The following is a 25,599-nucleotide window of genomic DNA, read 5'->3' as shown; positions in this document are numbered from 1 at the left end:
CCCGCCGGTCACCTCCGACCGGCGGGGCGGGCGGGCTGGGTCAGCCGACGGGGCGGTAGCGGCCGCGGAGCCGTACGAGAGGGGCGAGGCCTGGGGTGACGTAGTCCACGCCCAGCACGCGGGCGACGAAGAGCGTGTGGTCTCCCGCGGGGACGACCTTGATCGTCTCGGCTTCCAGGGCGGTGACGCCGCCGTCCACGACGAGGGCCTCGCTCAGCTTCCCCCTGTGGTGCGGCGTCCCGGCCAGCAGGAGGCGCGCGCCGGGGCGGCCCGCGGTGGCGAAGCGGCTGGCGATCGCCTTCTGCTCCGCGGACAGCACGCTCGCGGCCCAGCGGTCGCGGCGCAGCAGCAGTTCGTTGAGATAGCCGGTGTTCTCCATGCTCACCATGACCAGCTGGGGGTCGAGCGAGACCGAGGTGAAGGTGCCGACCGTGGTTCCCACGTCGTCGCGCTCGTCCTTCACGGTGACGACCGTCACGCCGGTCGGCAGCTGCGCCATGGCCTCGATGAACTCGTTCATGTGGTCATCATCCCGAACGGAGGGCGGGGCCGGGCCTCGGGCCGCTCGGGCTCGTGGGGCCCGCTCGAGCTCGCGGGGCCCGACATGACGCGGCCCGCGCCGGTCGGGGCGCGGGCCGCGGGAGGGGTCACAACCGGCCGGGGCCGGCGTGGGGTCACAACCGGCAGGGGCCGGCGTCTACACCAGGCCGTTCTGGGTCAGCCAGTCCTTGGCGACCGTGGCGGCGTCCTCCTTGTCGATCGCGACACGCTTCATCAGCGCGAGGAGACCGGGGGTGTCGAGCTTGGCGGAGACGGCGTTCAGCGTGGTCCTGACGGTGTCGTTCGCGGCCGCCTTGTTGACCAGGGGAACGACGTTGTCGGCGGCGAAGGCGTTCTTGGTGTCCTTCAGCGAGATGAGACCGTTGATCACGATCTTGGGGTCGGTGGTGAAGACGTTGCCGACCTGGACATTGCCGTCCCTGATCGCGTCAGCGGTCGCGTCGCCGGTCTTCTTCCACTCCTTGAACTCCAGACCGTAGGTGTCCTTGAAGTTCTTCTCCTGGCGGGACTGGAACTCGGGCGGACCGCCGACGGAGTAGCCCTTGGCGACCTTGACCAGGTCCTCGATCGTGGCCAGGCCCTGCTTCTGGGCGGTCTCCCTGGTGACGGTCAGCGAGTTGTTGTCCTCGGCCGCGGCGGGCTCGAGGACCTCCAGCTCAGCCGGGAGCTTCTCCTTGAGGCCTGCGACGACGTCGTCCTTGCTCTTCGCCGTGGTCGTCTTGTCGACGAAGGCGAGCAGCGAGCCGACGTATTCGGGAAGGACGGTCAGGCCGCCGCTCTTGACCTGGTCGTAGAGGACCTCGCGGCTGCCGATGTTGAGCTTCTTCTCGACCTGGACGCCCTTGGCCTCGAGCGCCTGGGCGTAGATCTCGGCGAGCAGGACGTTCTCCGGGAAGTTGGCCGAACCGACGACGGCCTTGCCCCCGCCGCCCCCGTTCCCCCCGGACGTCGACGCGGCCCCTGAGCCCGCCGGGCTCGGGGAGGCGCTGGTGAGCGGGTCACCGCCGCCGCACGCGCTGAGTGCGAGCGCCGCGGTGAGGGCGACCACCACGGTGCTGAAAAGGCGCTTCATCGTGCTGTTCCCTTCTAAAACGGGGGGTAATAAAGACATTACCGTACGGCCTGGCGCTCGCTCACCCCCGGAGAGACCACAAGGCGCTGGATGAACGTGAAGCCCAGCTGGACGGCCAGGGCCAGCAGCGCGACGAGCACCGCTCCCCCGATCGTGCGCGGGAAGTCCTTGGTCGCGAGGCCGTCGATGATGAACCTGCCGAGACCGCCCAGCCCCACGTAGGCGGCCACGGTCGCGGTCGAGACCACCTGGATGGCCGCGATCCGCAGGCCGAGCAGGATGAGCGGCAGCGCCACCGGCACGAGCACCCGGCCGAGGACCTGGCCGCCCCGCAGGCCCATGCCGTACGCGGCGTCCCTGAGCTCGGGGTCGACGCCCCTGATGCCCTCGTAGGTGTTGACCAGGATCGGCGGCACGGCGAGCGCGACCAGCGGGATCAGCACCGGGATGTCGGTGCCGACGCCCATCAGCAGCACGATGAGCACCAGCAGGCCCAGCGTCGGAAGGGCGCGGGCGGCGTTCGCGCTCAGCACGGCGAACAGCGCCCCCTTGCCGGTGTGGCCGATCCACAGCCCGAGCGGCAGCGCGATCAGCACGGCGAGCAGCAGCGAGAGCGCGGAGAACTGCAGGTGCTCCAGCAGCCTGACCGGGATGCCGTCAGGGCCCGACCAGTTGGCCGGGTCTCCGAAGAAGTCGATCAGCCAGTTCACGCCGACCCCCTCGCCCGCGACCACGGGGTGAGCAGGCGCTGGGCCAGCACCAGCAGCATGTCGGCGACCGCGGCCAGCAGCACGACCAGCACGATGCCCACGATGATCGGGGTGTAGAACTGCCGCTGCCAGCCGTCGATGAACAGGTAGCCGAGACCGCCCCTGCCGACCAGCGCGCCCACGCTGACCAGGCTGATGCTGGAGACCGCGGCCACCCTGAGCCCGGCCAGGACGACCGGCACCGCGATCGGCAGCTCCACCCGCAGCAGTCTGCGCAACGGGGTGAAGCCCATGGCGACCGCCGACTGGCGCACGTGGTCGGGGACCGCGGTGAGCCCGTCGACGACCGCCGGGATCAGCACCGCCATGGCGTAGAAGGTGAGCGGGATCATGACGGTCGTCCGCGTGGCGAGGCCCGTGACCGGGATGAGCACGATGAAGACGGCCAGCGAGGGCAGTGAGTAGACCACGTTCATGACGCCGACGGTCGGCTGGTAGAGCCAGCGCCAGCGGACGCAGGCCAGCCCGAGCGGGAGCGCGACGAGCAGCCCCACGACGATCGGCACCAGCGACATGACGACGTGGTCCTCGAGCAGGACCTGGATGTTGGGCCAGTTGCGCCCGATCCAGTCCCAGCGGACCAGCGGTTCCTCATGCACCGGCGCCTCCGGCGACCTTGTCCAGCGCCTCGTCCAGCGCCTCGCGGGTGGCCACGCCCTCGACCCGCCCCGAGTCGTCCACCGCGATCGCGCTCCTCGACGGGGACAGCAGCGTCGCGTCCAGCGCGGCGCGCAGCGAGTCGCGGCCCCTGACGAACGTCCCGTACGGCGCCGGCCGCGCGTCCGCCAGCGTGCCGGACTCCGGCAGGTCCTTGACCGAGACCCAGCCGAGCGGCCGGTTCTCCTCGTCGACGACGGCCAGCCAGGGCTCGGCCGTGTCGCGCACCGAGGAGATCTCGGCGGAGGCGGGCACGGTGAGGTCGGTGCGCAGCCGTACACCCTCGTCGGTGACGAAGGACAGACGCCGGATGCCGCGGTCACGGCCGAGGAACTCGCGGACGAAGTCGTCGGCCGGTCTGGCGAGGAGCGTCGAGGGGGCGTCGAGCTGCGCGAGGTGGCCGCCGACGCGGAGCACGGCCACCCGGTCGCCGAGCTTGACGGCCTCGTCGATGTCGTGGGTGACGAACACGATGGTCTTGTTGAGCTCGGCCTGCAGCCGGAGCAGCTCCTCCTGCAGGCTCGCGCGCACGATGGGGTCGACCGCGCTGAACGGCTCGTCCATCAGCAGCACCGGCGGGTCGGCGGCCAGCGCGCGGGCCACGCCGACCCGCTGCTGCTGGCCTCCGGAGAGCTGGAAGGGGTACCGGTCGGCCAGCTTGAGGTCGAGCCCGACCCGTTCCAGCAGCTCCATGGCCCGGTCACGGGCCTTCTTCCTGTCCCAGCCGAGCAGGTGGGGAACCGTCGCGACGTTGTCGACGATCTTGCGGTGCGGGAAGAGCCCCGCCTGCTGGATGACGTAGCCGATGCCCCGGCGGAGCGTCGGCGGGTCGATGGTCTTGACGTCGACGCCGTCGAGGAGGATCCGGCCCTCCGTCGCGTCGATCATTCTGTTGATCATGCGGAGAGAGGTGGTCTTGCCGCACCCCGAGGGGCCGACGAACACCGTTATCTCCCCTGTCGGGACTTCGAGACTCAGATGGTCCACGGCGACGGTCCCATCGGCGTACCGCTTGGTGACCCCGTCAAATGTGATCATGCGCATCCTCGTGCTTCTCGGCAGGGCCGCGGCCCCCCTGCCACAACTGCCCCATGATCTGTCGGCCAACAGCCTACGGCGGCCCTCCTGGCTCTGCCCCGTTACCCCCGGTCGAAGCCGCCCAGGCTAGCGGGATATCTATCAAATGGACACTCAATAGTGCTGAGAACCTCAACGACTCAGCATGATTACCCATATCGTGGACCCTGACCCCTCCCGTCACACGCACCACGGGCTTCACGCCCTCGCTGCTCCTCACCACGACCCCAGAGGAACCGGTCCCGTGACCCCACCGATCCTCGGTCAGCGCTCGCGCGGCGAACTGATCACCGAGCTCTACGACAACCACGCCGCCGGGCTGTTCGCCTACTGCCATGACCAGCTGGGTGACCCGGACTCCGCGGCGGCGGTGCTGACGGCCGTCTTCGCGACCGTCTCCCCCACCGAGTCCCAGGACGCCGCCGAGCCTCCGCGGGCCGCGCTCTACGCGCTCGCCCGCCGCGAGATCCAGCACCGCGACGTCGTCTACGCCCCGCCCGCGCCCGGCGCCGACCCGGTCCCCGCCTTCGTCGAGCGGGTGCTGCGCGACCTGCGCCCGCACCAGCGCGAGGTGCTGTACCTGTCCGGCGTGTGCGAGATGGACGTCTCCGAGCTGTCCTGGGTGCTCGACGTGGCCGCCGACACGGCCGACGAGCTGACCGTGAGCGCCTGCCGCCGTTTCTCCCAGTCGCTGGAGCTGGCCCTGACCTCCGCGCGGGTGCCCGCCCACCTGGCCGACGCGTTCGGCGCGCTGGGGATCGCCCCAATCCGTGACGTCCTCGTCCGCGCCCCCTGGGCCCCTCTCCCCGCGGCACTGCGCGTCGCCACACTGGGGGCCATGCCGGAGGCGGCCTCCGCCCCGCGAGCGGGCACGACGGCCGTCCCGCGGTCCCCGTCCGCCGAGGGCGCGCCCTCCACGTCGCTGACGCCGCTCAAGCCCCTGTGGCCGACCAGCCCCGCCTGGCCGCTGCCCCTCGCCGAGACCGACGCGCTGACCAACACGAGCGTCTTCTCCCCGCCCGACCTGCCCCCGCCCTTCTCCCCCGCGGACTTCTTCCCCGTCTCCTCCCCGCAGGACCGTTTCCCCGACCCCTTCTCGCCGCCCGACCAGGACGCCGTCTCGGCGCACGAGGCCACGACCGAGCCGATGCCGAAGCTCAAGGACTCGGTGCTGAGCGCGCTCGACGAGATCGTGCCCCGCTCTCCCCGGCGCAAGCTCCAGCGGCCCAAGCCCCGCAGGGCGAAGCCGCTGTCGGCCCCGCTGCCCGCCGACGTGCTCGACGACGCCCCGCGGACCGAGGACGCCCTGCCCGGCGACGACTCCTCCAGCCCCTCCGCCTCCTCCGGCGACGACGTTTTCCGCCCGTTCACCCCTGAGCCCAGGCCCGCGCGCCCCCACACCGACAAGCTGGTGGCCTCGGCCCCCCGGGGCGACATCCTCGACCCCGAGACGCCCCTGCCCGGCTGGCCGCTGCAGGCCGACGAGCTGGACGCCGCCTCCTCCGACTCGTGGGAGCCCCGGGCGGCACGCCCCGCGCCGCCCGACTGGCCGCTGCCCGCGGACGAACTGGGCGCCGTGCCCGGCGACCGCGCTCGGCATGCGAAACGGCCACGCGCCGAGCAGACGGAGCCGGAGAGCGCGACGGCCTCCGGCTCCGCGGGGCCCGGGCCCAGGGGACCCGGCGCGGTGGGCCCCGGGCTTGAAGGACTGACGACCTGGCTCACGGAGGCTCCCCGGGCCGCCGACGACCCCCAGGACGGCGCGATCCACGACACCGCGGCTCAGGACACGGTCATCCAGGGTCCGGGGGCCGGGGTCTCGGAGACCGGCGAGGCGGGAACGGCCGGGAAGAAGAGGACGGGCCTCGCGACGAAAGCCGCCCGTCCCTCTCGGACGAGCGGGCGGGCCCGTCGCAGGCACAGGCCGGCCAAGAAGGGCGAACAGCACCATGACTGGGCCTGGGAGCTGTTCGGCTTCATCATCTGCGTGATCTGCGTGGCGATCGCGATGCTCGTCTTCTTCGCGGTGCCGACCATCGTGACCCCCTGATCCCGGACGCGGGCGGGGGCGGTCGGCGGAGATCCCTCAGGGCTCCCGCGTCGCCGTACGGGCCGGCTCTCCGTGCCCCTGCCAGGGGCGGGCGAGCAGGCCGAGGGCCAGGGCGGCGAGGGCGAAGGAAACCAGCATGATGCCGACCATCGGCGTCGGGCTGGCCGTTCCGAACAGGCCCGCCAGGGGGGACGCGGCGGCGCCCAGGACGAACTGGACGCCGCCGAGGAGGCCTGAGGCCGCTCCGGGGGCGTCGTGGCCGAGGGACTGGGCGATGGTCATGGTCGCGGGCAGGATGATGCCGAGGCCGGTGACGGTGAGCAGGAGGCAGACCCAGGTGACGACGAAGCCTCCGCCGGTGGTGACGACCAGCACGAGCAGGACGAGGGTCGCGACCGTGGCCACGGCCAGGCCTCCGACGAGCAGGGTGTTGACCCGGAACCGGGCGGACAGGCGGCCGAAGAGGACGCTGCTGGCCAGCAGGCCGAGGGCGTTGACGGCGAAGACGAAGCTGTACTGGGTGGGCGAGACGCCGTAGACCTCTTGAAAGACGAACGTCGAGCCCGCGATGTAGGTGAACAGGCCCGCGCCCGCGAAGGAGGAGGCGAGGATGTAACCCACCAGAGCGCGTCTGCCGACGAGCCCCGCCATGGCCCTGAAGGTGCTGGCCAGACCGCCGGAGCGCCTGCGGGAGACAGGAAGGCTCTCCGGCACCCAGACCAGGACGCCGACGACCAGGAGGACGCCGAAGCCCGCCAGCACGAGGAAGACGACCCGCCAGGAGGCGACGCCGAGGATGAGGCCGCCGATCACCGGGGCGGCCACCGGCGCCACGGACACGATGGCCGACAGAGCCGCGAAGCGGCGGGGAGCCTCGGGAGTGCCGTGGAACCAGTCGGTGAGGACGGCGCGGGAGACCACCATGCCCGCGGCTCCGGCGACGCCCTCCAGCAGCCGTGCCACGTTGAGGACGTTGACGTCGGGGGCGACGGCGCAGGCGATCGAGAACACCGTGAACAGCGCGGCGCCCGCGAGGAGGACCCGGCGGCGGCCCGTCGCGTCGCTGATCGGGCCCAGCAGGACCTGGCCCACGGCGAGGCCGACGAGGAAGGCGGTCATGGACAGCTGGACCGAGGAGTCGGTGGTGCCGAGGGACCTGGCCAGGTCGGGGAAGCCCGGCACGTACATGTCCGTGGCCAGCGGAGCGACCGCGGTGAGGGCGGCGAGCACGAAGATGAGCCGGCCGACGTGCTTCGGCGGCCCTCCCACGGTCACGGCAGAGGGGGTGAGGGTTCTGTCCTGGGTCATGACTGTGAACTGCTTTCTGCCTGGTGAGGCATGGCAGGGACCGCTGGGCCAGGCGGTCGGGCCGCTACGATGGGCAGTATCGGAAACAAGTAGTTGACAGGTTAACGGATACTAATAGTTCGTAGGTTAACGAATTGGAGGGCTCATGCAAGTCCCCTCTGAAGCCGTGCGCGAGCGATGGCAGCGGGAGAACCCCGGCCTCGACGTCTCCTCGATGGAGGTGATAGGTCCGCTGAAGCGGGCCCAGGTGCTGCTCAGCCTGGCCGTCGAGCCGCTCTACGACGGTGCGCCGGTGACCTCAGCGGAGTTCGACGTGATGCTGCACCTCCGCCACACGGACCAGCCGACGATCGCCCGGCAGCTGGCCAGGAAGACCGGCCGGTCCCCCGCCGCGCTGAGCAAGACCCTCGCCAAACTGGAACAGCGCGGTCACATCACCCGCCAGGCCAATCCCGCCGACCGCAGGGCCGCCCTGGTGCGCCTCACGGACAGGGGCAAGGAGGTCGTCGACACGCTGTTCCCCCAGCAGCTCGCCATCGAGGTGAGGCTTCTCGACGGCATGACCCCCGAGCGGCGTGCGCAGATCATCGAGGGGCTGACCCAGCTGGTCGAGGTGCTGGAGGCGGGCCTGCGTGACGCCGTGCCCCGCTGAACGGCGCGCCGATCGTCACCGGACGCGGGCGGCGCCGATGCGGTGACCGCGCACCTTCGGGTCTTTGGTGTTCCCCCAGCGCCGGTACGGCGAGTGCCGACACGAACGTGTTCGGCGCCTTCCGACGGCGCGCGCCCGGTGAGCGTTCCCGGTCACAGCACTAGGGAAGGGCGAAGCGGACGGTGCCGGAGGCGTGGTCGCCGAGGCTGACCGCCCCCCTGACCCGCACCGTGAACTCGCCGTCCTCGCAGGCCACGACGGCTCCGGTGAAGGTCAGCGTGTCGCCGGCATAGGCGGGGACGCCGAGCTTGACGTTGATGCCGCGGATCAGCGCCTCCGGGCCCGCCCAGTCGGTGACGTAGCGCTCGACGAGGCCCATCGTGGTCAGGATGTTGAGGAAGACGTCCTTCGACCTCCTCGGCCCGGCCCCCTCGTCGTCGCGGCCGAGCGGCGTCAGGTCCATCGTCGCGGGCGCCGAGGCGATCACCGTGGGAGTCAGCGTGATCGTGAGGTCGGGCAGGACGGCTCCGGTCTCGACCTGCTCTTCGGCAGGTGTCCGCATCACGACTCCCGGGGAGACACACGTCGGCAGGACGATCTCGTCCATCTGGCGGTACGTCACACGCAACGGCATACCGATACCCACTTCTCCGGGTGGGCAGTCCACGACATCGCCCACTGTCCGCACACCTTCCGGCAGTTCCAGCACAGCGTCCCCACAAGGGGTCCCGAGTCCCGGCGTCGGCACGACGAGGTCGTGCGCGTCGCTCCCGCCACCGGCCGCGACGCGTGCGCGACCGGCCGACAGGCACGACGGGGACCAGGCCGGGCGGGTGCCGCGACTCACCGCGATCGGCGTGTTTCCGGATCCGGAACCCGCCCTCGGCGGACACCCTTCCAGAAGAACGCGCTCTCTCCGTCGATCATCTGTCCCAGCGGGTACGGCTCGCGGATCTCGGGCTGTGTTTCCTCTCCCCCGGGCGAAACTTCAGTACCCGAAAAGGGCGTCGGGCCTGCGTACTCGCCTCGCGGACGACATGGGACGCACCATGTGCCCGAACAGCCCTCGCCTGGGACTGTCCCCCCGCTTTCCCATGGTTTTCCATGTTTTCCTACGGCGTTTCCCTGCGGCTTTCCCGGACCTTCCTGTCCGGCCCGCGTCCCACGCCTTGAATCCGGCCCGAATCCGGCCCGAACCCGGCCCGCGCCCTGTCCGCGCCCCGCTCACGCCCGACCCATGCCCACCGCCCCCGAACCGGCACTCCGCCGAAATAGAACGCATTCTACTGAGCCCCCTTCTTCTCCCTGGAACGACGAGGAACGACGTGTCGCCACAATGCTTTTGACATGTGCAGATGAGGCCTGTTTGTGACCTGCGAGTAACCCGCCGGAGCGGCGGGGAATCAGATAACGTGTTCTCATGCGCACCCCGCATGCGACCGCAGGGCCGCCGGTCACCCCGCGCCCGCGCGGCGTCTCCACCCCGAGCGGCGCCGGACCGGCCATGACCAAGGGGGCACCTGGCGTGCAGAGCGAATCGGCGTCGACCAGCCTCCGCACGAGGAGCCAGCACCAGCGACGCAAACGCATCGTCCAGGCCGCCGCCGCCCTCGCCTCACGCGGCGGCGTCGAGGCCATGCAGATGCGCACCGTCGCCGAGCGGGCGGGAGTCGCCCTCGGCACCCTCTACCGCTACTTCCCCTCCAAGATGGATCTGGTCGTGGCGGTCGTCGGCGAGGAGATCGACCTGCTCGAGGGCAGCATCGAGCGCAGACCGCCTACGGCGACCACCCCCTCCGGCCGGGCCGTCGACGTCCTGATGCGCGCCACCCGCGGCCTGATGCGCGAGCCCGAGCTGGCCGACGCCCTCATCCGGTCGCTGATCATCGCCGAGGTCGACACCCCGCTCGGGGACCGCATGACGGGCCTGCTGCTGCGCGCCGCCGGACACGAGCTCAGCACGGAGACGGCCACCGAGGAGCAGTACGCCCTGGCAGGCGCGCTGGCGAGCGTCTGGGTTCACGAGCTGCTGGAGATGCTCAGGGGCCGCAGGACGTACGAGCAGATCCAGCGCCGCATCGAGATCGTCGCCACCCGGCTGCTCGCCGATTTCCCGACCCCGCCTTCCGCCTGAAACCTAGAACCCGTTACTGTCGCAGTCGGAGGCGACCAGATCAACGTTCTGGAGCGACGCGTCAGGAGACCGGCGGTAAAGCCGGCTTCGAGCCGCAGGGCGAGGAGATCGTATGGGTGCAGTGATCGTCGAAGCCGTGAGGACACCGATCGGCCGCCGTAACGGCTGGCTGGCGGGACTGAAGCCCCAGGCACTGCTCGCCGCGGCGCTGAACGGCCTGGTGGAGAAGGCGGGGATCGACCCCGCGATCGTGGGGCAGGTCTTCGCCGGATGCGTCACCCAGGCGGGCGAGCAGGGCGGGCACGTCGGACGGTACGCCTGGCTTTACGCGGGCCTGCCGTACCAGACGGGCGTGACCACGATCGACGCGCAGTGCGGCTCCTCGCAGCAGGCCGTGCACCTGGTCGCCGCCCTCATCCAGTCGGGCGTCATCGACGTGGGCATCGCCTGCGGGGTCGAGGTGATGAGCCGGGTGCCGCTCCGCGCCAACGTGGAGCCCGCCAGGCCCAAGCCCGACGACTGGTCCATCGACATGCCCGACCAGTTCACCGCGGCCGAGCGGATCGCGCAGCGGCGCGGGCTGACCCGCGAGCGGCTCGACCGCTTCGGCGCCAGGTCCCAGCGACTGGCCGCCGAGGCGTGGGCGCAGGGCCGCTTCGACCGGGAGATCGTGAAGGTGACCGCGCCGGTCCTCGGCGAGGCCGGGGAGCCGACCGGCGAGACCCGAACGGTCGACCGGGACCAGGGACTGCGCGAGACGACCGTCGAGGGGCTGTCCGCGCTCAGGCCGGTGCTCGGCGAGAACGGCCTGCACACCGCGGGCACCGCGTCACAGATCTCCGACGGCGCCGCGGCGGTGCTGCTGATGAGCGAGGAGGCCGCCGCCCGGCACGGCCTGCGCCCCCGGGCCCGCGTCCTCGCCCAGGCGCTCGTCGGCTCCGAGCCCTACTACCACCTGGACGGCCCGGTGGAGGCGACCGCCAGGGTCCTGTCGAACTCCGGCATGACCGTCGAGGACGTCGACCTGTTCGAGGTCAACGAGGCGTTCGCCTCCGTCGTCCTGTCCTGGGCGGCGGTGCACAGGCCCGACATGGACCGCGTCAACACCGGCGGCGGCGCCATCGCGCTCGGCCACCCGGTCGGCGCGACCGGCGCCAGGCTGGTCACCACCGCCCTCCACGAGCTGGAGAGGTCGGACTCGTCGACCGCCCTGGTGTCGATGTGCGCGGGCGGCGCGCTGGCCACCGCCACCATCCTCGAACGCATGTGAGACGCCTGTGGACGCGTGCGGGAAGCACGTGCGAGGCACGGATCGCGGCATGAGCCGAGGCACGGGCCGAGACATGACAGCGTCACAGACAGCGACATGGACAGCGACATGGACAGCGAACGCGTGCGAGGCACGCGCAGGAGCAGTGCGGGACACGCACAGGAGCAGGGAGCGTCGCCGTTGAAGTCCCTCCGCAGACCGTACAGTGAGCAGCGCCCGGCCGACATCGGCGGCGGGGTGTGGAGCGTGCCCGTGCCGATCCCCGGCAACCCGCTCGGTTACACGCTGGTCTACGCGATCGAGTCGTCCTCGGGCCCCGTGCTGGTCGACGCGGGCTGGAACCACCCGGACGCCTGGCTGGCCCTCCGTGACGGGCTCGCCTCGGTCGGGATGGACGTCCGCGAGGTCAGGGGGGTGGTGGTCACCCACTTTCACCCGGACCACGCCGGGCTGGCCGGGCAGGTCCGGGAGGAGTCCGGGGCGTGGATCGCGATGCACGAGGCCGACGTCGCGCTGATCAGGACCATGCGGGGCTTCGAGGAGAACGACCGCCGCGAGCGCCAGGCCGGGATGCTCCGCCGGGCCGGGGCGGGCACGATCGAGATCGAGGCCGTGACCGCGACCCGGCAGCAGGTGCCCGCGCTGCCCGACAGGGAGCTCCACGACGGCGACCTGATCGACCTGCCGGGACGCAGGCTCCGCACGGTCTGGACCCCCGGCCACACCCCGGGCCACGTCTGCCTGCACCTGGAGGACGCGGACCGGCTCTTCACCGGCGACCACGTGCTGCCGGCCATCACCCCGCACATCGGCATCTACCCCTACGACCGTGACGACGTGGACCCGCTGGGCGACTTCCTGGCCTCGCTGGAGAAGGTGGCGGACCTGGGCATGCTCGAAGCCCTGCCCGCCCATGAATGGATATTTCAGGACACGGCGGCTCGGGCGAGGGTGATCGGCGCGCACCACGAGGAGAAGCTCGCAGAGCTGGCGGCCCTGCTGGCCGAGGCTGGCGGCCCCCTCACCATCTGGGAGGTCGCCGCCCGGATGACGTGGAACCGCCCCTGGGAGGATCTCCCCGCGATGCTGCGCGGCATGGCCGCGGGAGAGGCCGCCGCCCACCTGCGCACCCTGGAGGCCAGGGGCGCCATCCGCCGTACCGAGGAGGTGGACCCGGTCCGCTTCACCGTAGACTCGTAGACCTCCGATGTCTGAGGACCTTCGAGGAGGGTGAAGCGTGGCGGTCACCGACGCCGCTATCGACAGGATCAAGGAAATGATCCTCACGGGCGAGCTCGCCCCCGGCAGCAGGCTGCCGAAGGAGGCGGATCTGGCCGAGCGGCTCGGACTGTCGCGCAACTCCCTGCGCGAGGCCGTCCGCGCCCTGGCCCTGATCAACGTGCTGGACGTGCGCCAGGGCGACGGCACCTACGTGACGAGCCTGGAGCCTCGGCTGCTGCTGGACGCGATGGCGTTCGTGGTGGACTTCCACCAGGACGACACCGCTCTGCAGTTCTTCCAGATCCGCCGGATCCTGGAACCCGAGGCGACCGCGATGGCCGCGACCCGGATGACCGACGCCGAGATCACCGGACTGCGCGAGATCCTCGCCGGGCTGCCCGAGGATCCGAGCGTCGAGCAGCTCGTCGTCAACGACCTGGAGTTCCACCGGCGCATCGCGGCCGGTTCCGGCAATCCGGTGCTGTGCTCCCTCATCGAGAGCCTCTCCGGACCCACGACCAGGGCGAGGATCTGGCGGGGTCTCAGCCGGGAGAACGCCATGGGCAGGACCCGCGAGCAGCACACCGCCATCTGCGACGCCATCGCCGCCCGCCAGCCCGACGTGGCGCGCGCCTGGGCGACGGTCCACGTCGCCGGAGTCGAGGAGTGGCTCCGCAACGCGCTCGCCTGAGCGGATAACACATCATAAAAGATCACAAAGTCGTACGCTTGGGACGGAACGATTCCCCGACGACGAGGATGACGCCATGCAGCCGCTCGATGGAGCCGACTTACGGGTGGTGGCCGCCCTTCAGGTGAACGGGCGCGCCACCTGGGACCGGATCGGCAGAGTGCTGGACGAGTCGACCCGCAACGTGGCCAGGCGGGCGACCCGGCTGATGGAGGCAGGCATCCTGTCGATCATCGGCCTGGTCGACGACCGCCGGATAGGCTCGGCCGCGCTGCGGCTGCGCTGCCGTCCGGGGACGGTGATCGACGTGGGCACGGCGCTGGCCGAGCTGTCCCAGACCAGGTTCCTCTCACTGGTCTCCGGCTCGGCCGACTGCGTCGCGGAGCTCTCCGTGGCCGACGACGCGCTGGTCGAGCTGCTGTTCAGGGGCATTCCCTCGATCGACGGAGTGGTGGAGAGCACCACCTACCCCGTGCTGCGCTACTTCAAGACGCCCCAGGAGTGGCACGTCGACGTCCTCACCCCGCAGGAGGTCGACGGGCTGCGCGAGCAGTGGACCCCGCTGCCGGAACGCTTCCACCGCACGAGCGAGACGCCCTCCCCCGAGGACGAGCGGATCATCGCGTCGGTGGCCACCAACGGCCGCGCGACCCACGCGGAGATCGCGGCGGCCACCGGGATCAGCGAGTCCACCGCCCGCAGGAGGCTGGACTCCCTGCTCCGCAGGGGGATCCTGCGCATCCGCGCCGAGATCGAGCCCGCCTACCTGGGGCTGCCGGTCGAGGCCGCGCTCTGGCTCCGGGTCGCCGAGCGCGAGGTCGAGTCGGTGGGGCACGCCCTGGCCCGCCTGCCGAGGGTCAGGTGCGTCATGGCGGTGGCCGGTGACCACCAGCTGGTGACGCAGGTCGCCGTGCCGGGACGGTTCGAGCTGTACGAGTTCCTGAGGGAGATCGGCGGGCTGCCCGGGATGCGGGCGATCGAGACGACCGTGATGCTTCTCCCGCTGAAGCGCGGTTTCATGATCAAACGAGACGGCCTCGTCGACCGCTGGGCGGGCCCGACCGGCCAGTAGCGCCGCCGTGGCCCACAGAGCGTCCGCAGCCCCCTGAGACATCGGAGGACGGCCGGGCCGCGCGTCGGCGGGCGCGGCGCACGGCCCGGCCCTGACGCCGTACCCCTCCCAGGAGAGACCGCGCGCCGGCGGACGCGGCCTCTCCTGGACGCGGCGGTCACCGGGAGATGTCCGCGGTCAGGCCGTGCGCCCGCAGCCAGCGGGCGATCGCCCCGCCGATCGCGTCGGGCCGGTCCTCGGGCGCGTGGTGCCCGGCGGGACCGCAGTGCTCGACCTCCAGGGCCGCGACGTTGTCCTCGCACCAGGCGACCATCTCCTTCCCGATCAGCAGGGTGGGCGAGGAGTCGAAGGTCATGAGCAGCTTGGGCACGTCGGCGCTGGCGGCGAGCCAGGCGTCGTAGCCGCTGACGCGGGCGACGACGTCGGCCGGTTCGCCGTCCAGCGGCATCATGCGCGGCCACGCCAGCAGCGGACGGCGGCTCTCACGGGTCGGGTACGGCGCGCGATAGGGCCGTGCCTCCTCCTCGCTCAGCGGCTTCAGCACTCCTCCCGTGAAAGCCGTCTCGATGAGGACGTTCTGGTCGAGCACCAGCGTCTCGCCGACCCCGGGCGTGCGGAACGCCTCGAACCTGGAGCGCGCGGGGGCGGGGAGGTCGCCGGAGGACATCGGCCGCAGGATCGTCTCCATGAAGGCCAGGCCACGGGTGCGTCCGGGGTGGCGAGCCGCCCAGTCGAAGGCCAGCGCGCCGCCCCAGTCGTGGCCCACCAGGACGGCCTCGCGCACCCCCAGCGTCTCGAGGAAGGCGTCCAGGTAGCGGGCGTGGTCGGCGAAGTCGTAGGCGATGTCGGGCTTGCCGGAGGCGCCCATCCCGATCAGGTCGGGGGCTATGCACCTGGCGTGGCCCGCGACGTGCGGGACGACGTCGCGCCACAGGTGCGAGGAGGTCGGGTTGCCGTGCAGGAACACCACCGACGCCCCGCCGTGGTCTGTTCCCGCGCCTGTGTCGGTGTAGGCGATGTGGGAGTCGATGACGTCGACGGTGGGCATGTTCGGGACTTCCTTCCCTGAGAGCCGACGGGTGGCCGCGACGGGGTGGACGGCCGGGTGCGGGCGGCGCGTCGTTCCGTCGACGGCCAAATAATGACACTCAGTCTCGTTTGAGTACAAGCCTTAAAAGAAGCTCAGCTTTTTTCGTCCCCGAGGATCGATGCCTTGGTATGATCCCGGGCATGGCCGTCACACCGACCGCGCCGGGCGCCGCCACGCCGGACGACCGAGCCCTGCCGCTGCGCGAGCGCAAGAGGCTGCGCACCCGCCGGACGCTGGCCGAGACGGCGCTGCGGATGTTCACCGAGAAGGGGTTCGACGCGACCACACTGGAGGAGCTGGTCGAGGAGGCCGAGGTCTCCAAGAGCACCTTCTTCCGCGCCTTCCCCGCCAAGGAGGCCGTCGCGATCGAGGCGGAGACGCAGCTGTGGGCGGCGTACGTGGCCGCGCTCGAGGAGCGCGAGCTGTCCGGGGTCGTCCTGGTCGAGCTGCGCGACGCCCTCACCCGGGCGGCCGTCGCGCTCGACCCCGACTGGGACCGCCGGTATGTCGCGACCCGCCGCCTGATCCTGGCCACTCCCGCCCTGCTGGCCTACGTGGACCATCACCGCACCGGCGTCGAGAGACAGGTGGTCGCCTGCCTGACCGGCAAGCTCGGCCTGGACGACGACGACCTGCGCCCGCAGGTGCTGGCGGAGCTCGCCACCACCGCCTGGAGCGTCGCCGCCCGCCGGTGGGTCCGCGAGGAAGGGCGGGCGGGCAGGGAAGTCCTCATCCGACGCCTGCACGGCGCGTTCGAGGCCGTCCCCGCCAGCCTCGACCTGTCCGCGTCACAGGCGTCCCCGGCGCCCTCGGCGTCCTTGGAGCCCCCGGCGTCTCGGGCCTGATCCGGCCGCGTCGCCGCCGCGAGGCCCCGATCTCACGACGGCGGGATATCGCCCGGAAAACGGCGCATAATAGAACACGTTTCAAAGCATTGTTCGACCAAGCGCTCGATCAGGCGCCTGGCGGTGAAACGCGTCCTCGCGGAAGGCGGGTGTCCCGGTGCGGTCCTCGAGGGCGGCCGGACGACGGCGCCCCGGCCGTCCCCCGCCGCCGAGAGGACGCGCCTACGGTTCGCCCAGGAGGAGCAGTGGACATCAACCTTGTGGACCAGGACCTCTACGCGCGTGACGGCGCGCCCCACGACCAGCTCCGCTGGCTGCGCGCCAACGCGCCGGTCTACCGGCACGAAGGCGACGCCGAACGCGACTGGCCCAGGTTCTGGGCGGTGACCAGGCACGCCGACGTGGTGCACGTCTCACGGCGCTCGGACCTGTTCTCCTCGAGCAGGAGGCTCTCGCTCTTCAACGAGATGCCGGAGGAGCAGCGTGAGCTCCAGCGGCTGATGATGCTCAACCAGGACCCGCCGGAGCACACCCGGCGTCGCTCCCTGGTCAACCGGGGCTTCACCCCACGCATGATGGGCGCACTCGAACAGCACATCCGCGACATCTGCCACGCGCTGGTCGACGAGGCCAAGGGAATGCCGTCGGTGGACTTCGTGCGCGACATCGCGGCCCCGCTGCCGCTGTACGTGATCTGCGAGTTGCTCGGCGCGCCCGTCGAGGACCGGGACAAGATCTTCAACTGGTCCAACCAGATGATCGGGGCCGACGACCCCGACTACGCGGCGGACCCCTCCGCGGGGCAGAACGCGGCGGCCGAGGTGTACGCCTACGCCAACGCGCTGGCCGCGGAACGGCGCGAGCAGCCTCGCGAGGACATCGTCACCAAGCTGCTCATGCCCGACGCCGCGGGCGAGACCCTCGACGAGAACGAGTTCGACCTGTTCGTGCTGCTGCTGGTCGTCGCGGGCAACGAGACCACCCGCAACGCGGCCTCCGGCGGCATGCTGGCGTTCTTCGAGCACCCCGAGCAGTGGCGGCGGCTGGTGGCCGACCCCGCGCTCGCGGGCACGGCCGCCGACGAGATCGTCCGCTGGGTCTCCCCCGTCAACCTCTTCCGCCGTACGGCCACCGCGGACACGGTGATCGGCGAGCAGGAGGTCAAGGAGGACGACAAGATCGTGGTGTTCTACAGCTCGGCCAACCGGGACGAGGACGTGTTCGCCGACCCCTACGTCTTCGACATCGGCCGCACCCCGAACCCACACATCGGCTTCGGCGGGGGCGGAGCCCACTTCTGTCTCGGCAACCACCTCGCCAAGCTGGAGCTCCGGGTGCTCTTCGAGGTCCTCGCGGAGAGGCTCCCCAACCTGGCCCAGGCGGGCCCCGCCCGCCGGCTGCGCTCCAACTTCATCAACGGCATCAAGGACCTGCCGGTCACCCTCGCCTGACGGGCACCGCGGACGCCACGCCCCAAGGCACGCCCCGAGGACGGCGAACCGGCTCCCCCGACCCGGGCGAGCCGGGTTAGGGGGGTCAGCGGTCCAGGTTGAGGGTCAGGCGCAGGGCCAGGCCGGTGTTCCTGCGGTGGCCGAGGCGGTGCACGGCCAACTCGAGGGCCTCCCGCTGGCCGACCAGGACCACCCATGCCTTCGCCCTGGTGACCAGGGTGTACAGCAGCCCGCGGCGCAGCATCACGCCCCCGGCCTCGGCCACGATCGGCGCCACCACGAAGGGGTACTCGCTGCCCTGGGAGCGGTGGACGCTGATGGCGTAGGAGTGGGTCAGCTCGTCGAGCTCGTCGAAGGAGTAGGCGACGGTCTCCCCGTCGCCGGTGCGGATCTCCACCAGCCTGTCCTGCGGGTTCACGGCCGTGACCGTGGCGGTCTCCCCGTTGAACACGCCCTTGTCGTAGTTGTTGCGGATCGGCATGACACGGTCTCCCACCCTGAAGACCGACGGGCCCGACCAGTGCTCGGGCGTGCCCTCGCGGGCGGGGTTCAGCCGCTCCTGCAGCCTGCGGCCGAGCTCGACCGTGCCCGTCGCGCCCTTGCGCATCGGGCACAGCACCTGGACCCTGTCGCTGCCGACGTTCTGCTTGCGGGGGATCGCCTCGGTGGCGAGATGGACCACCCGGTCGGCCACCTGTTCGGGGTCGTCGAGCTCCTCGAACCAGAAACCGCCCCTGCCGGGCAGCGCGGGCAGCTCGCCCGTTCTGATCCGGTGGGCGGCCCTGACGATGCCGCTGTCCTGCGCCTGCCTGAAGACATGGGTCAGCCGGACTCGCGGGACCTCCTCGACGCGCAGCAGGTCGGCGAGCACGCTGCCGGGGCCGATGCTGGGGAGCTGGTCGCTGTCGCCGACCAGCAGCAGGTGGCTGCCCGAGGGGATCGCGGCCGTCAGCCGGGTGGCCAGCTGGAGGTCCAGCATCGACGCCTCGTCCACCACGATCAGGTCCGCCTCCGTCGGCGACTGCTGGAACAGCGTGCCCTCCTCCGGCTCCGGCTGCTGGGCGAGCATCCGGTGCACGGTCATCGCGGGCAGCCCGGTGAGCTCGGACAGGCGCTTGGCCGCCTTGCCCGTCGGCGCGGTCAGGGTGACCGTGCCGCCCATCGCCCGCACGGTCGCCGCGATCACCCTGACCGTGTGGCTCTTGCCGCAGCCCGGCCCTCCGGTCAGGATCGACAGGGTGCTGGTCAGCACGAGGTTCACAGCCATCCGCTGGTCCTCGTGCAGTCCCTCGTCCTCGGCGAACGCGCGCAGCGGCAGCGTCGAACGGGCCCGCCACAGCCTGGTCAGGTGTCCCGCGAGCGCGACCTCGCGGCCGTGGTGCTCCTTGGCGTACACCGCATGTCCCGGGCCCGTCGGGGAGGTCTCGACGACCAGCCCTCGCTCGGCGGCCAGCGCGTCGACCGCCCTGCGGACCGCCTCCTCGTCCTGCTCGACCAGACTCGCCGTCGCGGCCAGGAGGGCGGGCAGCGGCAGGAAGCAGTGCCCGTCGCGGGCGGCGGCCGTCTCCAGCCTGTCCACGACCGCCGCCTTGATCCGCTGTGGACTGTGCTCCGGCACCCCTGAGCGCAGCGCGATCCGGTCGGCCGTGCGGAAGGCGATGCCCCTGACCTGGCCGATCATCCGGTACGGGTCGCGGGTGAGGACCTCGCGCGAGTCGTTGCCGTACACCTGGTAGATCTTGGCCGCGAGCAGCGGGCTGATCCCGAAGCCCTGAAGGACGACCATCAGGTCGGCGACCGCCTTCTGCTCCGCCCAGGCCTGGACGATCTGCGCCTGCCGCGCGGCGCCGATGTTGACGACCTCCCTGAGGCGATCGGGCTCGGTGTCGACGACCGTGAGCGTCCGCTCGCCGAAGTGGCTGACGATGGCGTGGGCGAGCCTCGGCCCGATGCCGCGGATCAGCCCTGAGCCGAGGTACAGCGTGATGGCGCGCACGGTCGAGGGGACGATCCGCTCGCACCGCCTGACCACGAGGCGGCTGCCGTGACGCGGGTGGTCGTCCCACTCCCCCGCCAGCCGCAGGGTCTCGCCCGGCTGCGCCCCGGCCAGCGGGCGCCCCGAGGCGACGAAGGAGGGCAGGGCGTCCGAGCTCATCCGCGCGACGGTGTACTCGTCGTCGCGGACGTAGACCAGCTGCTCGACGGAGGCTTCCACCTCCGCGATGTACGGCGTGGCGAGCACGGTCACCGTACGCTCCCCGAAATCATGTGCGGCACCTCACCGCAGGACACTAGCGGGCGACGGTGACAGTTCGCGACATCCTCGTGACCCGGCGGCGTCGCTCAGGAGTAGCGCGCCTCGAGTCCGGCCACGATCAGGTCGACGGCGCCCTCGAAGGCGGCGTCGAAGTCCTCCGCGCCCCCGAGTTCGCCGAGCAGCCCGTCGGTCTCCGCGCTCAGGAACCCGGAGACGAAGGTGTAGAGCACGGTGCGGACGCGGGGCAGCTCGTCCGCGGGGACCCCCGCGGCGACGAGGATGCGGTTGAACACCTCCCACATCCCGCCCTCGTCCTCGACCAGGGCGGGGTGGCGGTTGACGTAGGACCACAGCGACGGGTGCGACTGCGCGATGGAGCGGTAGGCGCGGGCGAGCGCGCGCGTCTGCTCCTGCCACGGGGCGCCGTCGTCGGGGGGCAGCCGCAGCCGGGAGGCGACCGTCGCACAGGCTCCCCGCACCAGCGCGTCCTTGTTCTCCACGTGGTGGTAGAGGGACATCGGGTTGACGTCCAGCTCGGCCGCCAGCTTGCGCATGGACAGGCCCTCGACCCCTCCGGCGTCGACCAGTCGCAGAACGGCCGCGTATATCTCCTCAGCTGTCAGGGGCTGTCCCCTGCGCGCACTCACTGCCATACACCGTATGGTAGCGTCTGTCATACGGTGTATGGCTGACGGAATCGGGAAATCGTCAGCGAAGGAGGAGTTCCCCATGTCGGTAACCCGTTCCATCCCCGCTCCACAGGGACTGCCCCTGCTCGGCAACACGCTCCAGATCCCGGCGCACTCGCCGAACGCGTTCTTCGAGAAGCTCGCCGCGGAGTACGACAGCGGCCTCTACCAGCTCGAACTGCTCGGCCGTAAGGTCCTGTTCGTCTACGACCCCGACCTGGTCGCCGAGCTCTGCGACGAGACGCGGTTCTACAAGGGCATCGACCCGCCGCTGTCCATCGTCCGCGACTTCGGCGGCGACGGGCTGTTCACCGCCCGCCGCGACGAGCCCGTCTGGGGACACGCGCACCGCATCCTGATGCCCGCCTTCAGCCAGCGGTCCATGAAGGCGTACTTCCCGCAGATGCTGGAGGTGGCGCAGGCGCTCGTCGCCAAGTGGGCGGTCTCGGACGAGGTCAACGTGCCCGACGACATGACCAGGCTCACCCTCGACACGATCTCCCTCACCGGGTTCGACTACCGGTTCAACTCCTTCGACTCGCCGGAGCTGCACCCGTTCCTGCAGGCGATGGGCCGCACGCTGACCGAGGCGATGCTCCGCAACCGGCAGTTCCCCCTGGTCACCAAGCTGAAGAGGAAGCAGGAGGAGGCCTACCGGGCCGACATCCTGGTCATGCAGGACCTGGTCGACGACGTCATCAGGCGGCGCAGGGCCTCGGGCGGGAACGACACCAGGGACCTGCTCGGCCTGATGCTGGAGGCCGCGGACCCGCGCAGCGGCGAACGGCTCTCCGACGAGAACATCCGCAACCAGGTGCTGACCTTCCTCATCGCCGGGCACGAGACCACCAGCGGGCTGCTGTCCTTCGCCCTGTACAACCTGCTGCGCAACCCGCACGTGCTCGCCCAGGCCTACGCCGAGGTCGACCGGCTGCTGCCCGGGGACACCGTCCCCACCTACGACACGGTCATGAGGCTGGATGTGATCCCGCGGATCCTGGAGGAGACGCTGCGGATCTGGTCCCCGATCCCGGCGTTCTCCGTCAAGGCCTTCGCCGACACCTCGATCGGCGGCTACCCGGTGCGCGAGGATCAGACGGCCGTCGTCCTGCTGCCGTCCCTGCACCGGCACCGGAAGGCGTGGGACAGGCCGGAGGAGTTCGACATCGACCGCTGGCTCCCCGAGAACAGGACGGACCACCACCCCGCCGCGTACAAGCCGTTCGGCAACGGCGAGCGGGCCTGCATCGGACGTCAGTTCGCGCTGACCGAGGCGCGGCTGGCCCTCGCCGTCGTGCTGCAGCGGTTCGCGATCTCCGACCCCGACGCCTACCGGATGCGGATCAAGCAGATGCTCACCCTCAAGCCCGACGACTTCACGGTCCGGGTCAGGGAGCGCAAGCCGTACGAGAGGAACACGGCGGCGACGGCGGAGGTCGTGGAGGAGCAGCCGGTCGAGGTGACCGTCACCGGCGTCGAACTCACCGTCGCCTACGGCTCCAACCTCGGCACCGCGGCCGACGTCGCGGAGAGGCTGGCCGAGGTCGCCGGGCGTTCCGGGTTCGCGACCACGCTGACGAGCCTGGACGAGCTCGACCCGCCCACCGAGGGGCTGCTCGTGGTGGTCACCTCCACCTACAACGGCAAGGCCCCCGACAACGCCCAGCGCTTCGACGCCCTCACCGGCCTGCCCGCCATGGACGGCGTGCGGTTCGCGCTGCTCGGCTGCGGCAACACCCAGTGGCCCACCTACCAGGCCTTCCCCCGGCGGGTCTTCGACAAGCTCACCGGGGCGGGAGCGGTGCCGCTCGTCGACCGGGGCGAGGCGGACGCCGACGGCGACTTCGACGGCGACGTCTCGGCGTGGCTCTCCACTCTCTGGGCGGCGCTGGCCGAGGAGTACGGCACGGCGGAGGCCGAGAGCGGCCCCCGCTACGAGATGGACGTCCTGACCGAGGCGGACGTGCGCCCCGCGGTCGTCTCCCCGCAGGCCGTCCCGCTGACCGTGCTCTCCAACGAGGAGCTGACCGGCGACCCCGCGGGCCTGTGGGACTTCTCCCTTGAGGCGCCGCGTCCCGGGGTGCGCTCGATCGTGGCGGAACTGCCCGAGGGGACGACCTACGAGGCGGGCGACCACCTGGCCGTCTTCGCCAAGAACGCCCCCGAGCTGGTCGAGTGGGCGCTGCGCTGCCTGCGCGTCCCCCGCCACCAGGTCGTACGGCTGCGCGCCCGGGGAACGACCCATCTGCCCGTCGACACCCCGGTGACGGCGGGGCTGCTGCTGACCGAGTTCGCCGAGCTCCAGGAGGTGGCCACCCGCTCGGACCTGTCGACGCTGGCCGAGCAGACGCAGTGCCCGTGGACCAGGGGCCAGCTCGCCGAGCTGGAGGCCTCCTACGCCGACGAGATCCTCGCCAAGCGCGTCTCGGTGCTCACGCTGCTGGAGCGCTTCCCCGCGATCACCCTGCCCCTGCCGGTCTTCCTGGAGATGGCGGGGCCGATCAGGCCGCGCTACTACTCCGTCTCCTCCTCGCCGCTGGCGACCCCGGGGCGGGTCAGGATCACCGTCGGCCTGGTCGAGGGCCCCTCCTGGTCGGGGGGCGGCGAGTACCGGGGCATGTGCTCGGCCTACCTGGCGGGACTGGAGCCCGGCGACGTCTTCTATGGATACGTGAGGGTTCCGACCCCGCCGTTCCGCCTGCCCGCCGACCCGGCGACCCCGGTGATCCTCGTCGGCCCCGGCACCGGGTTCGCCCCGCTGCGCGGCTTCCTCGAGGAGCGGGCCCTGACCGGGGCGACCGGTCCCGCCGAGGTCTTCTACGGCTGCCGCCATCCCGAGCACGACTGGCTGTACCGGGCCGAACTCGAAGCCTGGGAGAGGGACGGGGTCGCCCGCGTGCACACGGCGTTCTCCTCGGTCCCCGGTCACCCCTTCCGCTTCGTCCAGGACGCGGTCGCCGCCGAGGCGGACACACTGTGGACGCTGCTCGAGCGGGGCGCCCACGTGTACGTCTGCGGCGACGGGCTGCGCATGGCGCCCGCCGTACGGCGGGCGCTGGCGACGATCCACCGGGACAGGACCGGGGGCGACGGCGAGGAGTGGCTGCGCGGCCTGGAGGCGGAGGGCCGCTACCAGCAGGACGTCTTCGCCTGACCCGCCCTCCGGCCGCCGCGCCGCCTCCCGGGGAAACCCTGGGCAAGCCGTGAAGTGCCCTTTCACGAGACGTGGACTATGGTCGGAGGTGATGAGGGAACCGCGGTGGGGCACACCCAGGCCCGCCGCGGCGACCGTGGTGGGTCTGGTTCTCGTGCTCCTCCTGGCCGCCGTCGCCCCCTCCACGTGGTCCGGCGGGTGGCGACCCGCGGAAACGGGCGCCAGCCTCTGGGTTCCCCAGAGCGACGGCACGCACCGGTCGACCGCGCCGAGACTCCTGGCGGGCGTGGCGGAGCACCTGCCGACGCCGGGACAGCTCCGTTCCCTGCTCGTCGTGGGCGTCACGACCGCGACACCGGTCCTGCTGACCGCCGCCTGGCTCGCCACCGGGCCCTCCGACGTCCCCAGAGGCGACGTCCAGCGGGTCGTCACCTCGCGCGGCCCGCCCCGCGCCTAGACTCCTTCCCTTTTCCCGCCTCCGTCGAGCGGCGAGCTCGACCGGGGCCTCCCAGCCGCGCGGTGCCCGGCACCGCCATGCGCCTGGGTTCCGGCTTTCACGGTGGCCGGCCGCATGCCCGCCTGAGCCGCCGCGAGTCATTCAAGGAGTCGATGTCGTCATGGGTGACATCAGATCGACGAGCAGGCTGCTGGACGATTACCGGCGCCACACCGCGCAACTGGAGGAACTGCGCGCGCTCCTGCACGAGCGGCTCGCCGCCGCGCGCGCCGAGCGTGACTCCCTCGCCGAGGACGAGCACGTTTCCCGCTCCCCGGCCTCGGGCGAGCCGGTCTCCCTGGCCGCCAGACGCGCCGAACGCGCCAGGACCGCCGTCACGGAGATCGAGGCGGCGATCGAGCGGCTGGACTTCGGGGTGTACGGCACCTGCCTGCGCTGCGGGGCCTTCATCGCCCTGCGGCGACTGCGGCGCGTCCCGCACACCCGGCACTGCGCCGACTGCCACGACACGAGGAGGCGGTGACGTGACCGACCGCTTCGGACGCTCCGCTCCCGGAACCGATCACCCCGGGCGTCTCACCCCCGGGACCGGCCGCGGCGGGCGTCTCGCCTCCGGAACGGACCGCGCCGAGCAGCCCGGCCCCGGAGCGGCCGGGACGGCGCCCGTGTCTTCCCCGATCTTCGGAAAGCCCTTCCCGACCTTCGGCAGGTCTTTCCGGACCCTCAGAAAGGACCAGAACACCATGATCTCCGACGTCCACCTCAGCGGTGTCCAACTCGACGTCATCCGCCAGGAGCTGGAGGGCCAGCTGCTGCGCTGGACCAGGCAGCTGGCCGAACTGGAGGCCTCGGTGAGCGACGACAGCGTGGAGGTGTCGGAGAAGGCCGCCCTGCTCGCCGACATCGTCTCCGCCGAGCGGAGCACCTCCGTCGTGCGCACCGCCCTGAAGGACATCTCCGAGCTGACCTACGGCCGCTGTGACGGCTGCGGTCTGGGGATTCCCTTCGAGCGGCTGAAGGCCCGCCCGCTGGCGCGCTTCTGCATGCGCTGCCAGCTCCGCCACGAGAACGGCTGACCGCTCACGCCGTGCCCGCTACTCCCCCGCCCTGTCCGTGTCCAT

General features: G+C 71.4%; 23 protein-coding genes. 13 read left to right on the top strand and 10 right to left on the bottom strand.

The features are described 5' to 3' along the window. Nucleotides 1-40: 40 nt before the first annotated feature. From PKF00_RS31710 to PKF00_RS31690, 5 genes are all read right to left on the bottom strand, one after another. Nucleotides 41-520, bottom strand: a complete 480-nt coding sequence (locus PKF00_RS31710) for a flavin reductase family protein (protein WP_271221368.1) — start codon at nt 518-520, stop codon at nt 41-43. A 177-nt stretch (nt 521-697) separates the two neighbouring features. Further along, nucleotides 698-1,633, bottom strand: a complete 936-nt coding sequence (locus tag PKF00_RS31705) for an ABC transporter substrate-binding protein (protein ID WP_271221367.1) — start codon at nt 1,631-1,633, stop codon at nt 698-700. A 38-nt stretch (nt 1,634-1,671) separates the two neighbouring features. Next, a complete protein-coding gene (locus PKF00_RS31700; RefSeq protein WP_271221366.1) occupies nt 1,672-2,343 on the bottom strand; it encodes an ABC transporter permease in 672 nt (223 codons plus the stop codon). Further along, the gene (locus tag PKF00_RS31695; protein WP_271221365.1) at nt 2,340-3,002 is read right to left on the bottom strand and encodes an ABC transporter permease; all 663 of its coding nucleotides are present in this window, start codon (nt 3,000-3,002) and stop codon (nt 2,340-2,342) included. The genes PKF00_RS31700 and PKF00_RS31695 overlap by 4 nt, the downstream gene beginning before the upstream one ends. Then, nucleotides 2,995-4,098, bottom strand: coding sequence for an ABC transporter ATP-binding protein (locus tag PKF00_RS31690; RefSeq protein ID WP_271221364.1), 1,104 nt, complete (start codon nt 4,096-4,098; stop codon nt 2,995-2,997). The genes PKF00_RS31695 and PKF00_RS31690 overlap by 8 nt, the downstream gene beginning before the upstream one ends. 283 nt (nt 4,099-4,381) lie before the next feature. Between PKF00_RS31690 and PKF00_RS31685 the strand changes: the two genes are divergently transcribed. Next, complete coding sequence (locus tag PKF00_RS31685) at nt 4,382-6,187, top strand: hypothetical protein (RefSeq protein ID WP_271221363.1); 1,806 nt, start codon at nt 4,382-4,384, stop codon at nt 6,185-6,187. Between the two features lie 36 nt (nt 6,188-6,223). Here the strand turns inward: PKF00_RS31685 and PKF00_RS31680 are convergent, their stop codons facing one another. Further along, nucleotides 6,224-7,495 (bottom strand): multidrug effflux MFS transporter, encoded by a 1,272-nt coding sequence (locus PKF00_RS31680; RefSeq protein ID WP_271221362.1) that lies wholly within the window; start codon nt 7,493-7,495, stop codon nt 6,224-6,226. 145 nt (nt 7,496-7,640) lie between these two features. On the opposite strand from PKF00_RS31680, the gene PKF00_RS31675 reads away from it, so the two are divergent. Continuing rightward, entirely contained in the window at nt 7,641-8,147 is a 507-nt protein-coding gene (locus PKF00_RS31675; protein ID WP_271221361.1) for a MarR family winged helix-turn-helix transcriptional regulator, read from the top strand. A gap of 160 nt (nt 8,148-8,307) precedes the next feature. On the opposite strand, the gene PKF00_RS31670 is transcribed toward PKF00_RS31675, so the two are convergent. Then, nucleotides 8,308-8,769, bottom strand: a complete 462-nt coding sequence (locus PKF00_RS31670) for a hotdog family protein (protein WP_271221360.1) — start codon at nt 8,767-8,769, stop codon at nt 8,308-8,310. Between the two features lie 882 nt (nt 8,770-9,651). On the opposite strand from PKF00_RS31670, the gene PKF00_RS31665 reads away from it, so the two are divergent. From PKF00_RS31665 to PKF00_RS31645, 5 genes are all read left to right on the top strand, one after another. Then, nucleotides 9,652-10,281, top strand: a complete 630-nt coding sequence (locus PKF00_RS31665) for a TetR family transcriptional regulator (RefSeq protein ID WP_271221466.1) — start codon at nt 9,652-9,654, stop codon at nt 10,279-10,281. Nucleotides 10,282-10,393: 112 nt separating this feature from the next. Continuing rightward, complete coding sequence (locus PKF00_RS31660) at nt 10,394-11,551, top strand: steroid 3-ketoacyl-CoA thiolase (RefSeq protein WP_271221359.1); 1,158 nt, start codon at nt 10,394-10,396, stop codon at nt 11,549-11,551. A gap of 180 nt (nt 11,552-11,731) precedes the next feature. Then, a complete protein-coding gene (locus PKF00_RS31655) occupies nt 11,732-12,751 on the top strand; it encodes an MBL fold metallo-hydrolase (RefSeq protein WP_271221465.1) in 1,020 nt (339 codons plus the stop codon). A gap of 37 nt (nt 12,752-12,788) precedes the next feature. After that, on the top strand, nt 12,789-13,463 hold the full coding sequence (locus PKF00_RS31650) for a FadR/GntR family transcriptional regulator (protein ID WP_271221358.1): 675 nt from the start codon (nt 12,789-12,791) through the stop codon (nt 13,461-13,463). Between the two features lie 76 nt (nt 13,464-13,539). Beyond that, entirely contained in the window at nt 13,540-14,535 is a 996-nt protein-coding gene (locus PKF00_RS31645; protein WP_271221357.1) for an Lrp/AsnC family transcriptional regulator, read from the top strand. A gap of 157 nt (nt 14,536-14,692) precedes the next feature. On the opposite strand, the gene PKF00_RS31640 is transcribed toward PKF00_RS31645, so the two are convergent. Beyond that, the gene (locus tag PKF00_RS31640) at nt 14,693-15,673 is read right to left on the bottom strand and encodes a haloalkane dehalogenase (protein ID WP_271221356.1); all 981 of its coding nucleotides are present in this window, start codon (nt 15,671-15,673) and stop codon (nt 14,693-14,695) included. A 92-nt stretch (nt 15,674-15,765) separates the two neighbouring features. On the opposite strand from PKF00_RS31640, the gene PKF00_RS31635 reads away from it, so the two are divergent. Together PKF00_RS31635 and PKF00_RS31630 are read left to right on the top strand one after the other, a co-directional pair. Continuing rightward, nucleotides 15,766-16,470: a TetR family transcriptional regulator gene (locus tag PKF00_RS31635; protein ID WP_271221355.1), complete on the top strand. Its 705-nt coding sequence runs from the start codon at nt 15,766-15,768 to the stop codon at nt 16,468-16,470. 245 nt (nt 16,471-16,715) lie between these two features. After that, nucleotides 16,716-17,921, top strand: a complete 1,206-nt coding sequence (locus PKF00_RS31630; RefSeq protein WP_271221354.1) for a cytochrome P450 — start codon at nt 16,716-16,718, stop codon at nt 17,919-17,921. 85 nt (nt 17,922-18,006) lie between these two features. Here PKF00_RS31630 and recD2 read toward each other — a convergent pair whose 3' ends face one another. Both recD2 and PKF00_RS31620 read right to left on the bottom strand, forming a co-directional pair. Further along, entirely contained in the window at nt 18,007-20,169 is a 2,163-nt protein-coding gene (gene recD2, locus PKF00_RS31625; RefSeq protein WP_271221353.1) for an SF1B family DNA helicase RecD2, read from the bottom strand. A gap of 95 nt (nt 20,170-20,264) precedes the next feature. Then, nucleotides 20,265-20,831, bottom strand: a complete 567-nt coding sequence (locus PKF00_RS31620; protein ID WP_271221352.1) for a TetR/AcrR family transcriptional regulator — start codon at nt 20,829-20,831, stop codon at nt 20,265-20,267. Between the two features lie 76 nt (nt 20,832-20,907). On the opposite strand from PKF00_RS31620, the gene PKF00_RS31615 reads away from it, so the two are divergent. The 4 genes from PKF00_RS31615 (at nt 20,908) to PKF00_RS31600 (ending at nt 25,554) form a co-directional block, all read left to right on the top strand. Continuing rightward, the gene (locus tag PKF00_RS31615; protein WP_271221351.1) at nt 20,908-24,021 is read left to right on the top strand and encodes a bifunctional cytochrome P450/NADPH--P450 reductase; all 3,114 of its coding nucleotides are present in this window, start codon (nt 20,908-20,910) and stop codon (nt 24,019-24,021) included. 91 nt (nt 24,022-24,112) lie between these two features. Then, on the top strand, nt 24,113-24,478 hold the full coding sequence (locus tag PKF00_RS31610; protein WP_271221350.1) for a hypothetical protein: 366 nt from the start codon (nt 24,113-24,115) through the stop codon (nt 24,476-24,478). A 160-nt stretch (nt 24,479-24,638) separates the two neighbouring features. Next, nucleotides 24,639-25,001: a TraR/DksA family transcriptional regulator gene (locus PKF00_RS31605; RefSeq protein ID WP_271221349.1), complete on the top strand. Its 363-nt coding sequence runs from the start codon at nt 24,639-24,641 to the stop codon at nt 24,999-25,001. Between the two features lie 220 nt (nt 25,002-25,221). Continuing rightward, nucleotides 25,222-25,554, top strand: a complete 333-nt coding sequence (locus PKF00_RS31600) for a TraR/DksA family transcriptional regulator (RefSeq protein WP_271221348.1) — start codon at nt 25,222-25,224, stop codon at nt 25,552-25,554. Nucleotides 25,555-25,599: the final 45 nt, after the last annotated feature.

Origin of the sequence: Streptosporangium carneum (assembly GCF_027922005.1) — a bacterium.
In the GTDB taxonomy this organism is placed as follows: domain Bacteria; phylum Actinomycetota; class Actinomycetes; order Streptosporangiales; family Streptosporangiaceae; genus Streptosporangium; species Streptosporangium carneum.
The sequence above is the reverse complement of the archived record's forward strand: the minus strand, read 5'-3'. Positions and strand labels throughout refer to the sequence as shown.